At 66.0% G+C, this 12,683-nt stretch carries 9 protein-coding genes; 6 read left to right on the top strand and 3 right to left on the bottom strand.

Features of this window, described 5'->3' with window-relative positions; translation table 11 throughout:
- Nucleotide 1: 1 nt before the first annotated feature.
- Entirely contained in the window at nucleotides 2-853 is an 852-nt protein-coding gene (gene motA, locus ACFW0H_RS08410) for a flagellar motor stator protein MotA (protein ID WP_422913443.1), read from the bottom strand.
- 116 nt (nucleotides 854-969) lie between these two features.
- On the opposite strand from motA, the gene ACFW0H_RS08405 reads away from it, so the two are divergent.
- The 5 genes from ACFW0H_RS08405 (at nucleotide 970) to ACFW0H_RS08385 (ending at nucleotide 8,513) form a co-directional block, all read left to right on the top strand.
- Complete coding sequence (locus ACFW0H_RS08405; RefSeq protein WP_422913442.1) at nucleotides 970-2,493, top strand: HDOD domain-containing protein; 1,524 nt, start codon at nucleotides 970-972, stop codon at nucleotides 2,491-2,493.
- Nucleotides 2,494-2,537: 44 nt separating this feature from the next.
- On the top strand, nucleotides 2,538-3,353 hold the full coding sequence (gene rhdA, locus ACFW0H_RS08400) for a thiosulfate sulfurtransferase (RefSeq protein ID WP_422913441.1): 816 nt from the start codon (nucleotides 2,538-2,540) through the stop codon (nucleotides 3,351-3,353).
- Nucleotides 3,354-3,519: 166 nt separating this feature from the next.
- Nucleotides 3,520-4,383: an archaetidylserine decarboxylase gene (gene asd, locus ACFW0H_RS08395; protein ID WP_422913440.1), complete on the top strand. Its 864-nt coding sequence runs from the start codon at nucleotides 3,520-3,522 to the stop codon at nucleotides 4,381-4,383.
- A 186-nt stretch (nucleotides 4,384-4,569) separates the two neighbouring features.
- The gene (locus tag ACFW0H_RS08390) at nucleotides 4,570-6,384 is read left to right on the top strand and encodes a molecular chaperone (RefSeq protein WP_422913439.1); all 1,815 of its coding nucleotides are present in this window, start codon (nucleotides 4,570-4,572) and stop codon (nucleotides 6,382-6,384) included.
- 59 nt (nucleotides 6,385-6,443) lie between these two features.
- Nucleotides 6,444-8,513: an EAL domain-containing response regulator gene (locus ACFW0H_RS08385; protein ID WP_422913438.1), complete on the top strand. Its 2,070-nt coding sequence runs from the start codon at nucleotides 6,444-6,446 to the stop codon at nucleotides 8,511-8,513.
- A gap of 100 nt (nucleotides 8,514-8,613) precedes the next feature.
- On the opposite strand, the gene serB is transcribed toward ACFW0H_RS08385, so the two are convergent.
- Nucleotides 8,614-9,828 carry a phosphoserine phosphatase SerB gene (gene serB, locus ACFW0H_RS08380; protein ID WP_422913437.1) on the bottom strand — a complete coding sequence of 405 codons (1,215 nt, stop codon included), beginning with the start codon at nucleotides 9,826-9,828 and terminating at the stop codon, nucleotides 8,614-8,616.
- A 136-nt stretch (nucleotides 9,829-9,964) separates the two neighbouring features.
- On the opposite strand from serB, the gene ACFW0H_RS08375 reads away from it, so the two are divergent.
- Complete coding sequence (locus tag ACFW0H_RS08375; protein WP_422913436.1) at nucleotides 9,965-11,512, top strand: histidine kinase; 1,548 nt, start codon at nucleotides 9,965-9,967, stop codon at nucleotides 11,510-11,512.
- 362 nt (nucleotides 11,513-11,874) lie between these two features.
- On the opposite strand, the gene ACFW0H_RS08370 is transcribed toward ACFW0H_RS08375, so the two are convergent.
- Nucleotides 11,875-12,588 (bottom strand): PqiC family protein, encoded by a 714-nt coding sequence (locus tag ACFW0H_RS08370; RefSeq protein WP_422913579.1) that lies wholly within the window; start codon nucleotides 12,586-12,588, stop codon nucleotides 11,875-11,877.
- Between the last annotated feature and the right edge of the window lie 95 nt (nucleotides 12,589-12,683).

The raw sequence follows: 12,683 nt of genomic DNA, 5'->3' as shown, positions 1-12,683 counted from the left end.
TTCAGCTGCCGCGTACGGCCTGCTCCAGTTCGCTGAAGCTCGGGCGGTGCGCCGGGAACAGCGTCTTGCGGCCGAACTCCACCGCCAGGGACGGCGGCATCCCGGACGCCGATGCCACCAGGCAGGCCTTGATGGCCTCGAACACGTTCAGCTCCTCGCGGGCATCGTGCTCCAGGGAAACCGCCAGGGGGCCGAAGAAGCCATAGGCCGCGAGGATACCGAGGAATGTCCCCACCAGCGCCGCGCCCACGTGCTGGCCCAGGGCAGCCTGTTCGGCCTCGCCGAGCATGGCCATGGTGACCACGATGCCCAGCACCGCGGCGACGATGCCGAAGCCCGGCAGTCCGTCAGCGATGCGGTTGACCGCGTGGGACGGGTGTTCCAGCTCTTCCTTCAGGCTGGCCAGCTCCATGTCGAACAGGCCTTCCAACTCGTGGGGAGCCATGTTGCCGGAGGACATGATGCGCAGGTAGTCGCAGATATAGGCGGTCATCCGCTCGTCCTTGAGGATCGAGGGGTACTTGCTGAAGATCGGGCTGGCGGCGGCGTCCTCGATATCGGCCTCGATGGCCATCATCCCTTCCCGGCGGCTCTTGTTGAGGATCTCGTAGAGCAGGCGCAGCACGTCCAGGTAGAAACCGTGGTTGAAGCGCGTGCCGAACATCTTCAGCGACTTCTTGAACACGACCATCGTGGTGCTGCCGGGGTTGGCCTGGAGGAAGGCCCCCAGCGCGGCACCGCCGATGATCATGACTTCGAAAGGCTGGATCAGCGCGGCGAGTTTGCCGTGCGAGAGGAGGTATCCGCCGAGCACGCTGGCGAATACGACGATGATGCCGAGGATTTTTGCCATAGGAGGAAGATTGGGGAGTCAGTAGAAAGGGTTATGAAAGAGCCCCTTCTAATTATCGGAAAATATGCGCCAGACTATAGCCTGTTAAGGCGAAAAGCCAGATTGGCGGCCCCTCTATGTCAACCGCAAAGCCCATGCCACGTAGCCTCGACGGCTGGATCAAGCACCTCGATGGGGTGCGCCTGCCCGTGCCCGCCACCGCCCATGAGCGGGTCCGTCGCGCCCTGGGCGACAGCCGCCGCTCTCTGCGCGAGATCGCCGACCTGACCCAGGACAGCCCCGCCCTCGCCCTCAGCCTGCTGCGGGAGGCCAACGCTGCCGGCAACCTGTTGAGCAGCCCGGCGGACAGCCTGGAAGTCGCCCTAAGCCGCCTGGGCCTGAAGCGCGCGGAAATCCTGCTCAATCGCCTGCCCGCCGTCGCCGAACACGAGATTCCCCACGCCCTGCGCCAGTTGCAGCTGATCGGCCAGCACGCCGCCCAGCAGGCCAATGGCCTGTTCGCCGTCCGCCTGGCGCGTCTCTGGCAGGAAATCCACTGGTGCAGCCTGCTGTTCCTTTCGCCACTCTGGCCGCTGCTGGCCAGTCACCCGGAGTTGTTCGCGATCTGGGAGAAACGCGTCCTGGGCGAAGGCGAGCCGGTCGCCAAAGTGGAACGCGAGCTGCTCGGCGTACCCCTGCTGCGGCTTTGCCAGGCGCTGGCGGAACACTGGAAGCTGCCCGACTGGATCATCCAGGGCTACCGCCTGCTGAACGATGACCGCCGCCTCCTGGTCAAGGCCCTGCACATCGCCCGCGACAACGAACATCCGCTGCACCAGCAGCAGCGACTGGACGCCAACCCGAGCCTGAGCCGCTGGCTGACCCAGCCGGGCAACACGGTCCTGCTGGCCAATGGCCTGGCGATTTCCGCCCACGCGGGCTGGAGCGGCGGTCACAGCCTGCGCTGGCAACGCCTGGCCGGCCTGTTCATGAAAGTGCCGCTGGACGAACTGCAGCAACTGGTGCACCAGCAGGCCGCACAGAGCGGACGCCTGCATGCCCGGGGCGACCTCTGGCACCCGGCGCAGGCGCTGCTCTGGCCCTGGAGCCAGCATCGCCTGCGCCGCGAGCCTGTCGCCGCACCGGCGCCCACTTCCGCAGCCCTGGAAGACTGGCGCCGCCACTGCGCCGAATTGATCCGCGCCCCCAGTCCTTTCGCCAATGTGGTGCAGCTCAGCGCCTGCGCTCGCGACGCGCTGCAGAGCGGCGGCATGCGTCGGGTACTGCTGTTGCTGGCTGACCGCGATCACAGCCGCCTGCTCGCCCAGCAACAGGCCGGCCTGCCCAGGGAGGCCAACGGGCTGCAACTCGATCCCACGCAGAGCCAGGTGCTGCGCCGCCTGCTCAGCCAGCCCGCGCAATTGCGCCTGGGCCCGGACAACATGGCGCAGTTCTCGGCCCTGCTGCCGGGCCAGCTGAAGAGCCTGTTCCCGGGCGACCACCTATTGCTGCGCTCCCTGGCCGTGAATGGCCGCGTGGCCATGCTGGTGGTTGCCGACCAGGATGGGGCCCCCTTCGCCGACCTCAGCCTGCGCGCCTTCGCCAAGACCGCCCAGTGCATCGAGCGAGCCCTCGCCAGCTTCGCCAGACGCGGCCGCTAGGCGCTACAATCCGCCACTTTGCCCATCAATGAATGGAGGCTTCCATGTCCGCCTTCTCCAACCTGCCGCTGGTGATCGAACCGGCTGACCTGGCACCCCTGCTGGGTAATGACGAGCTGATCCTGGTCGATCTCACCAGCGCCGCCCGCTACGCCGCCGGCCATGTTCCGGGTGCCCGCTTCGTCGATCCGAAGCGCACCCAACTCGGCCAGCCACCGGCGCCGGGCCTGCTGCCGGCCAAGGCCGACCTGGAAGCACTGTTCGGTGAGCTCGGCCACCGCAGCGATGCCACCTACGTGGTCTACGACGATGAAGGCGGCGGCTGGGCCGGACGCTTCATCTGGCTGCTGGATGTGATCGGCCACCACCGTTACCACTACCTGAACGGCGGCCTGCATGCCTGGCTGGCCGAAGGCCGGGAAACCAGCGACGCCGTGCCCGCCCCAGTCGGCGGCCCGCTCAGCCTGACCTTGCACGACGAGCCCACCGCCACCCGCGAATACCTGCAGGGCCGCCTCGGCGCCGCCGACCTGGCGATCTGGGACGCCCGTGGCCCCGGCGAGTACAACGGCACCAAGGTACTGGCCGCCAAGGGCGGGCATATACCCGGCGCGGTCAACTTCGAATGGACCGCCGGCATGGACCCGGCCCGTGCCCTGCGCATCCGCACCGACATGGCCGAGATACTCCAGTCCCTGGGCATCACCCCGGACAAGGAAATCGTCACCCACTGCCAGACCCACCACCGCTCGGGCTTCACCTACCTGGTCGCCAAGGCCCTCGGCTATCCGCGGGTGAAAGGCTACGCCGGCTCCTGGTCCGAGTGGGGCAATCATCCGGACACCCCCGTAGAACTCTGAGAGCCTGCTCACGATCAGCTGCGCGTCGGAATAACTGCGTTGAAAATTGCTTCGGAATGCTCATTTACAACACGTAAACTCCGCTTCCTCAGCCACTTTCGCCTTGTTCTTCTCTAGCTCGCGAGATCGTGAACAGACTCTGAGGCACAACCGCCAAGGAAACCCAATGAAAGAACGCCTTTTCCTCATCGGCCAGTACCTGCTGCCCCATAACCTGGTTTCCCGCGTGGCCGGCTGCATCGCCGAATGCCGCGCACGCTGGTTCAAGAACGCCTTCACCGCCTGGTTCGCCAAGCGCTACCAGGTGGACATGAGCGAAGCGCTGGTCGAGGACCTCACCGCCTACGAGCACTTCAACGCCTTCTTCACCCGCGCCCTGAAGCCCGGTGCGCGGCCGCTGGACCAGACGCCTGGCGCGATTCTCTGCCCGGCCGACGGCGCCATCAGCCAGCTCGGCCCGATCGAGCACGGCCGCTGCTTCCAGGCCAAGGGACACAGCTTCAGCGTACTGGAGCTGCTGGGGGGCGACGCCGAGCGCGCCGCGCCCTTCATGGGCGGCGAGTTCGCCACCGTCTACCTCTCGCCCAAGGACTACCACCGCGTGCATGCGCCCCTGGGCGGCACCCTGCGGGAAATGGTCTACGTACCCGGTCGCCTGTTCTCGGTGAATCAGAGCACCGCGGAGAACGTCCCCGAGCTTTTCGCCCGCAATGAGCGGGTGGTGTGCATCTTCGACACCGAGCGCGGCCCCATGGCCGTGGTTCTGGTAGGGGCGATGATCGTCGCCTCGATCGAGACCATCTGGGCAGGCCTCGTCACGCCGCCCAAGCGCGAACTGAAGACCTTCAGCTACGACGAAGCGGCACGCGCTCCCGTCAAGCTGGAGAAGGGCGACGAACTGGGCCGCTTCAAGCTGGGCTCCACCGCCATCGTCCTCTTCGGCCCGGACCAGGTGCGCTGGGCCGAGAGCGCCTGGCCCGGCAGCCCGGTGCGCATGGGCCAACTGATGGCCCTGCCCAAGGACGCCTGATCGACGATCCCCCGGTCGAGCCGATCCCCTCGGCCGGGGCCGGATCAGCAAAGCGCCTGCGGCAGTGGCGAGCTGCCGACTCATCGACAGTCCCGCCAGGGACTAGCTGCCACTGCGCGCAGATGCTGATAGAGTGCTGAAACCCTCTCCACGCCAACGCACGAGACCTCGGAGTAGCCGATCCAGATGGACCACCGGAGCCCGCACCTGCTATTGCGCGTACCTACGCCGAGCAAGCAGAGCCTGTCCTTCTGCGACGCCACTCCCCGCGAGTTGAAACGCTGGATCTCCCACCTGCCGAAGGCCAACCTCGGCGAGACCGCCCGCCAGCTGTACCAGGCCCTGGCGGAGCTGAACCAGCTGATCACCCCGAGCGAGAATCGCCTTCAGCTGCTGGAGCTGATGCGCCCGGAGGTCTGCTTCGTCTGCCAGCATCTGGAGCGCCACTTCCTCGGCCAGTCCATCGTCCTGGACGAGCGTCCGCGCAAGGTGGCCAATCTTTGCCAGGCGCTGCAGAACCATCTGGCCATCGGCTACAAGCTGATCATCGTGCAGGAATCGCAGCGCCCCAGCCGCGACCGTGCTCAAGTCCTCGTCATGGCCCTGCAACGGGCACTGCACAGCCTGAACGGTTCGCTGATCCGCTCCAGCCAGCTGTACTGCCCGGTACCGGAAAGCCTCTGGCTGGAAATGCACCAGCTCTACCAGTTGGCGCGGAGCCGCCAGCTCCATGGCGTGACCGTGCGCGACCCGCAGGCCCGCCACACCCAGGGCCTCAGCGCCGAGCAGACCTACCTGGTCGCCCTGCTGCTGGGCTGCGCGCGCTGCAACCAGATGCGCCAGAGCGGCATCGCCCGCCTGGCCGAAGCGCTGGAAGCCTGGAGCGCGATGGTAAAGCTGCAGTCTGCCGAACTGCCTTCCAGCCTCTTCGCCGTGGCACCACAACTGGATGGGCCGCCGCGCTACAAGTCGCTGTTCCATGAAGTCGAACCATCCACCCTGCTGGGCCTGGACCCGCTGCCGCTGGTGGATGCCATCCGCGAATTCCTGCTGCTGCCACCCGAGCAGCGCAGCCAGTCGCGCCTGCCGATGCCCGAAGGCCTGAGCGTCGACCTGCTGCAGCATCTAGCCTCGGCCTGGGGCGACATTTCCGAGCGGACGTTCCAGCGTAATCCAGGCCACGGCAACCTGACCCTGTGCATCGGCATGAGCGCGCTGCACTTCTTCCTCGCCGGCAGCCGTCCCTTCAGCGAACTGCTCAAGCTGCCACAGGACACCAACCAGGCCGTGTTCAGCACCCTCGCCAAGCGGCCAACGACGGACATCTGGGCCCGTGCCTTCGACGCCCAATCCAACCAGGGCTGGCGACCCGGCGCCCTGGAGGAGATCGAATACACCCGCCCCGCCAACAGCAACACGCGCCCCCTCCAGGCCAGCGCGGCGCCGGAAAGCTATCCGACCTTCGCCGTCGCGGTGGTCAACCACAGCCCCGGCGGCTATTGCCTGAGCTGGCCGAAAGACGTCCCGAGCCAGCTGCAGGCCGGCGAGTTGCTCGGTGTGCAGGACATGCCCGGCCAGGGCTGGAGCATCGCGGTGGTGCGCTGGATCCGCCAGGTGCGCGGTGGCGGCACGCAGATGGGCATCGAACTGGTGGCGCCCCAGGCGCAGTCCTGCGGCGTGCTCCTGCTGCGCAAGGGTGAACAGAACAGTCATTACCTGCGGGCTCTGCTGCTGCCGGCCATCGGCGCCATTTCCCGACCGGCGACCCTGATCACCCCACGCCTGCCGTTCCAGGAAGGCAACAAGGTACAGATCAACCTGCACGGTGACGAACACCGTGCCGTGCTGACCCGGCGCCTGACCAGCACCGGCAGTTTCAACCAGTTCGAGTACCGGATTTTCGAGCAATCGACCCCGTCGCAGGGGAAACCGGTCACAGGTCCGGAAAGTCAGACACAGGGCGGCGAGGAAGATTTTGACTCGCTATGGAAGTCGCTGTAGATTCCCGACTCATTTCCATTCGTCGCCTATTCGCGCCACTTCAGCGCTAAGTACAGGCCATGGCCATAGAAAAGAAGACGATCCGTCTGCTGATCCTGGAAGACTCGCAGAACGAAGCCGAGCGCCTGGTCAGCCTGTTCCGTAATGCCGGCCGCGCGACCCGCGTCCACCGCATCCTGTCCGTCGACGACCTCAGCGAAGCCCTGCAACAGAGCTGGGATCTGCTGATCGCCGCTCCCAGCAGCGAGCATCTGAGCCCGGGGGAGGCCCTCAACAGCATCCGCCGCCAGTCCAAGGACATCCCCTTCATCCAGCTGGTAGCGGAAAACGACTCCGACCTGATCACCGAAGCCCTGGCCCTGGGCGCCCAGGACGCCCTGCCCCAGGGCGAGGACGAACGCCTGGTGCTGGTGGCCAACCGGGAGCTGGCCAACCTGGAGCAACGCCGTGCCCGGCGCGCCGCCGAGGTCAGCCTGCGGGAAGCGGAGAAGCGCTGCCAGCTGCTGCTGGACAGCTCGGTGGACGCCATCGCCTATGTCCACGACGGCATGCACATCTATGCCAACCGCGCCTACGTGGAGATGTTCGGCTACGTCGATGGTGACGAGCTTGAAGGCATGCCGATGATCGACCTGATCGCCGGCGCCGACCAGGCCGGATTCAAGGATTTCCTGAAGAACTACCGCGACGGCGACGGCAATGGCGAGCTCACCTGCAATGGCTGCAAGGTGGACGGCCAGACCTTCCAGGCGCGCATGGGCTTCTCCCCCGCGACCTACGACGGCGAACCCTGCATCCAGGTGGTGATCCGCGCCGAGACCGACAACGCCGAACTGGAAGAGAAGCTGCGCGAGATCAGCAGCCAGGATCTGGTCACCGGTCTGTTCAACCGCTCCCATTTCAACGAGATGCTCGATGCCGCCGCCGAACGTGCGGTCAAGGCCGGACAGCCGTCGAGCCTCGCCTACATCCGCGTCGCCCGCTATCCCGGGTTGCTGGCCGACATTGGCATCGCCGGCGTCGACCTGCTGCTCACCGACCTGGCCAACCTGCTGCGCGCCCACTTCGCCGGTGCCGCCCAGCTCGCCCGCTATGGCGACGACGTGTTCGGCGTCCTGCAGCCTGAACTCACCCCGGAGCAGGCCGCAGAAAGCCTGCAGAGCCTGCTGAAGAAGATCGACATTCACCTGTTCGACGTCAGCAGCCGCACGGTGCAGGTCAGCCTGTGCATCGGTGTTGCCGGCCTCAGCGAAACCACGCCCAAGGCTCAGGATGTGGTGGATCGCGCTCACCGCTGCGCGGACGAACTGGGTGACGAAAACGGCCTGAAGCTCTATGACCCGGCCGACGAGCTGGCCGCCGCGGCCAACCGGGGCAATCTGGTGGCCATGGTCCAACAGGCCCTGGAGAACAATAGCTTCCGCTTGTTGTTCCAGCCGATCATCAGCCTGCGCGGCGACAGCTACGAGCACTACGAAGTGCTGCTGCGCCTGCTCAGTCCCAAGGGCGAGGAGGTCCCCCCCGCCGATTTCCTCGACGCCGCCAAGGAAGCCGGCCTGGCCGAGAAGATCGACCGCTGGGTGATCCTCAACTCCATCAAGCTGCTAGCCGAGCACCGCGCCAAAGGCCACAACACCCGGCTCTTCGTCCACCTCTCCGGCGTCAGCCTGCAGGACCAGACCCTGCTGCCCTGGCTCAGCGTGGCACTGAAGGCGGCTCGTCTGCCCTCCGATGCGCTGATCTTCCAGTTCAGCGAACCGGATGCCATCGCCTACCTCAAACAGGCCAAGGCGTTGACCCAGGGGCTTGCCGAACTGCACTGCCAGGTGGCCCTGAGCCAGTTCGGCTGCGCCCTCAACCCCTTCAATACCCTCAAGCACCTGGCCATCGATTTCGTGAAGGTGGATGGTTCCTTCACCCAGGACCTCGGCCGCGCGGAGAACCAGGAAGTCCTCAAGACCCTGCTGGCCAGCCTGCACGCCCAGGCCAAGCTGACCATAGTGCCCTTCGTCGAGACCGCCAGCGTCCTGGCCACCTTGTGGCAGGCCGGCGTCAACTACATCCAGGGCTACTACCTGCAGGGCCCGAGCCAGGCGATGGACTACGACTTCTCCTCCGGAGATGAATGACCTGTAGGAGCGAATTCATTCGCGAACCGGGCGCAGCCCCGCCACGACCGCCCCATGAAAAAGCCGCCCGAAGGCGGCTTTTTCGTGTCCGGCGCGACGATCAGTCCTGGCCGTCGCGGTCACGGAAGCCCAGCAGATAGAGAATGCCGTCCAGGCCCAGGGTGGAGATGGCCTGCTTGGCCGACTGTTTGACCAGCGGCTTGGCGCGGAAGGCGACCCCCAGACCGGCCAGACCAAGCATCGGCAGGTCGTTGGCACCGTCACCCACGGCGATGGTCTGCTCAAGGCGCAGGCCTTCCTTCTCGGCCAGCTCCCGCAGCAGATCGGCCTTGCGCTGGGCGTCCACTATCGGCTCCACGGCCACGCCGGTCAGCTTGCCGTCGACGATCTGCAGTTCGTTGGCGAACACGTAGTCGATACCCAGCTTGGCCTGCAGTTGCTTGGCGAAGTAGCTGAAGCCGCCGGACAGGATCGCGGTCTTGTAGCCCAGGCGCTTGAGCTCGGCGAACAGCGTTTCCGCCCCCTCGGTAAGACGCAGGGAGGCTCCGATCTCTTCCAGCACCTCCTCGGACAATCCCTTGAGCAGGCCCAGGCGTTCCTTGAAGCTGGCCCGGAAGTCCAGCTCGCCGCGCATGGCGCGCTCGGTGATCTCGGCAACCTGGTCGCCCACGCCGGCCGCCTTGGCCAGTTCGTCGATCACCTCGGCCTCGATCAGCGTCGAGTCCATGTCGAATACCGCCAGGCGGCGGTTGCGGCGGAACACCGAATCACGCTGGAAGGCGATGTCGACGTTCAGCTCCTGGGCCACGCTGAGGAACTCCGCGCGCAGGGCCACCGGGTCGGCCGGCTCGCCACGCACCGAGAACTCGATGCAGCCCTTGCCCTGGTCGGCCGGCATGTCCAGCGGCATGCGTCCCGACAGGCGGTCGATGTGATCGATGTTGAGCCCGTACTTGGCGGTGATGGAGCTCACCCGCTGCAACTGCTCGGCGGTTACCTTGCGGGTCAGCAGGGTCACGATGTGGCGGCTCTTGCCCTGGCCGCCGACCCATTGCTGGTAGTCGGCTTCGGATACCGGGGTGAAACGCACCTGCTGGTCCAGCTTGTAGGCGGTGAACAGCACGTCCTTGAGCACGGACGAGGCTTCGGCGCTATCCGGGATTTCCACCAGGATGCCGAAGGACAGGGTGTCGTGGATCACCGCCTGGCCGATATCCAGGATGTTCACGCCCCCCTGGGCCAGCACGCCGGTAATGGCCGCGGTAAGGCCCGGGCGGTCCTCGCCAGTGATGTTGATCAGGACAATCTCGCGCAAGGCGCACCTCCCTCAGCGCATGAAAAGGCGCACATTCTACCCACTTTCGCATCACCCGTAGCATGCTCGGCGCTTTGCCCTGCAAGGGGCGCTCGCTATACTGCGCCACAATTTCGTCCGAGAAGAGCCGCGCTCTGTGAACCGGCCCACGCCTGTCAAACCCGACAATTTCTTCCTGCTGATCTTCCACGCCCTGCGCCAGCGGCGTGTGCCGATCGCCCTGCGCATCGCCAGCCACAGCCTGCTACTGGTGGCCCTGGCGCTGGTGATCTACGCCTGGGTAATGGGCATGCAGTTCAAGCAGGCCATGCAGCAGCAGGCCGACGCGCTGGGCCAGAGCCTGACCGCGCAGACCGCTGCGTCAGCCACCGAGCTGCTGGTGTCCAACGACATCCTCAGCCTCAACGTGCTGCTCAACAACCTGGTGAAAAACCCGCTGGTGGCCCACGCGGCGATCTACAGTGTGGACAACCGCATACTCGCCGAAGCCGGCTCGCGCCCCAAACAGGGCCTGCTGGGCGAGGCCGAGGGCCTGTTTTCCACGCCCATCACCTTCCAGGAGGTGATCGCCGGGCATCTGCGCCTGAGCCTGGACATGGAGCAGTTCCAGCAGCCCATGACCATCAGCCTGCAGAGCATGGGCCTGCTCAGCCTGATCCTGCTGGCCCTGACGCTGTCCCTGAGCCTGCGCCTCGGCCGCCATATCTCCACGCCATTGCTGCAACTGCGGGTCTGGCTGCGCGACCCGGACGACCCCGCCCCCGGCGCCGGCCGCCAGGATGAGATCGGCGACCTGGCACGCCAGCTGCAGGCGCGCCTGGTACCGGAAAAGCCGGAGCCCGAGCCCATCCCGGAAGAGGACTACGCCGAGGCCGACGAGGACCTCCTGGAGGATGAGGAGGAAGCGCTCGAGCAGGACGAACAGGACGTGCAGGACGACGAGTCGGAAGGCTTCCAGGTCCGCGACCTGCGCGACGAAAGCTTCGACGGTGACGAAGAAACCCCGAGCAAGCTGTTCACGCCGGACGAGGAAGATCCCTTTGCCGACCTGCGCGAGGAAATGGCCGAAGAGCCCGCCCCCGCCCCTGCGCCCGTCGCAGCCGAAGAGCCCCAGAACAGTGCCGTGCTCGCCATCCAGCTGGGTGCCCAGGACCAGTTGCGCCGCTTGCCCCGCGCCCGCCTGATGGACTTGCTGCAGCGCTACCGCGATTGCCTGGACCAGGCCGCCCGCCTGTACCATGGCCAGCTGCTCACCCTCAACGATGGCAGCAGCCTGATGCTCTTCCACAGCCAGGACAGCGACGAAGACTACCTCACCCACGCCCTCTGCTGTGGCGAGCTGATGCGCGCCCTGGGCCACGCCCTGCAGATCGAGGTCGCCGACAGCGGCATCACCCTGCAGCTGCAACTGGGCCTGACCCTGGGTGACGATCTCTCCGGCCTCGGCCAGGGCGACCTGTTGCTCAACGACACGACTCAGAACGCCCTGGCCCTGAGCCAGCACAGCCGCAACCTGCTGCTGGTGGAGCGCGCCATCGCCGAAGACGAACTGGTGCGCCAGCGCGCCCGTATCCGCGCAATCACCAGCCCGGAGGGCGCCTGCTGCGTCGAGCGCCTGCTGGAGCCCTACCCCTCGCTGCTGGAACGCCAACTGGCGCGCATGCACGAAGCCCGTGCGCATTGAGCGTCCGGATAACGAAAAGCCCGCTAGATGCGGGCTTTTTTGTGGGCGTTCGGCCGTCTGAGCCGATAGGTTGCTCGTAGGGTGCGCCGTGCGCACCGATTTCGATGCCCAGGCCCGACATCGAGTTTGCCGATACCCTGCCGGTGCGCATGGCGCACCCTACGCAACGGAGCGAAGAGGATTGCCAGCCGTGTAGGGTGGATAGCGCTTTTCTATCCACCAGCGAGGCCATGCAAGACACCGATGGTGGAAATCCCAAGCGGGATTTCCACCCTACGTTCTAACGGCTTTCGGCGACATAAAGTCGCGAACGGGAAGAAAAAAGCCCGCATCGAGCGGGCTTTTCCATGATCCGGCGATCATCAGAAGCGGAACACTTCCACATCGGTACGCACCGGGGCCGCCATGGGAATCTTCGGCGGCTGCGGCTCCTTGGCTTTGGCCGGGGCCGCTGGTTGTGCCGGCTTGCGCGGGGCGTCAGCCACCGGCGGCTGTCCTTCCAGGGGCTTCACCGCAGAGGCCAGTTGCTCGGCCAATTGCTGCAGCAGTTTGCTCTGTGCCCGCACCTGGTCGGCGGCGGTGCCGGTGTGCGGTTCTTCAAGGCGCACGAGGCGGCTGTCACGCAACTGTCCGGCACGGTCCAGCAGGCGCCATTGCGCCTCCAGCACGGCCGGACGCTGGGGGCCGGAGTCCAGGCGGCTGATGGTCAGCAGCACTTGCACCTCGGGGGTGAAGCCGGGATTGCCGGGCGCCAGCACCAGGCGCTGGCTGTCCAGGCGCCAGGACAACTGGCGCAGCAGCACTTGGTCGATATCCGCCGCGAGGCTGCCGGCCCAGCGACCGTCCGGGGCCGCAGTCAGGCTGCCGTCGGGCTGGCGTTGCAGGAGGGTTTCACGTTGCAGGTAGTCGGCCACGGTCACCGGGCCAAGCAATACCTGTATGCCAGCCTTCTTTGACGGCACCTCCGGGGTGCCTGCGTCCAGCTGGAACATGGGAACAGGGGGGCTATGTACGCAGCCGGCAAGGCCGAGGAGGCTTGCCAGCATCAAAGCCAGGGAAAAACGCACGGTCATCAATCTCACCCACGGCCGCCTTGTGGGCAGCCTGCAGTCGAATTCATTCGTCCTCGCCATCATTGGCAGTGGCGAGGGGACATATCATCCGTCAATGT

It is taken from the genome of Metapseudomonas cellulosilytica (genome assembly GCF_049334135.1).
In the GTDB taxonomy this organism is placed as follows: domain Bacteria; phylum Pseudomonadota; class Gammaproteobacteria; order Pseudomonadales; family Pseudomonadaceae; genus Metapseudomonas.
The sequence above is the reverse complement of the archived record's forward strand: the minus strand, read 5'-3'. Positions and strand labels throughout refer to the sequence as shown.

Bases quoted from the DNA above. Each gene is read 5' to 3' on its own strand.
- motA (WP_422913443.1), bottom strand. From the start codon at position 853: ATGGCAAAAATCCTCGGCATCATCGTCGTATTCGCCAGCGTGCTCGGC.
- ACFW0H_RS08385 (WP_422913438.1), top strand. From the start codon at position 6,444: ATGGCCATAGAAAAGAAGACGATCCGTCTGCTGATCCTGGAAGACTCG.
- rhdA (WP_422913441.1), top strand. From the start codon at position 2,538: ATGTCCGCCTTCTCCAACCTGCCGCTGGTGATCGAACCGGCTGACCTG.
- ACFW0H_RS08390 (WP_422913439.1), top strand. From the start codon at position 4,570: ATGGACCACCGGAGCCCGCACCTGCTATTGCGCGTACCTACGCCGAGC.
- ACFW0H_RS08405 (WP_422913442.1), top strand. From the start codon at position 970: ATGTCAACCGCAAAGCCCATGCCACGTAGCCTCGACGGCTGGATCAAG.
- asd (WP_422913440.1), top strand. From the start codon at position 3,520: ATGAAAGAACGCCTTTTCCTCATCGGCCAGTACCTGCTGCCCCATAAC.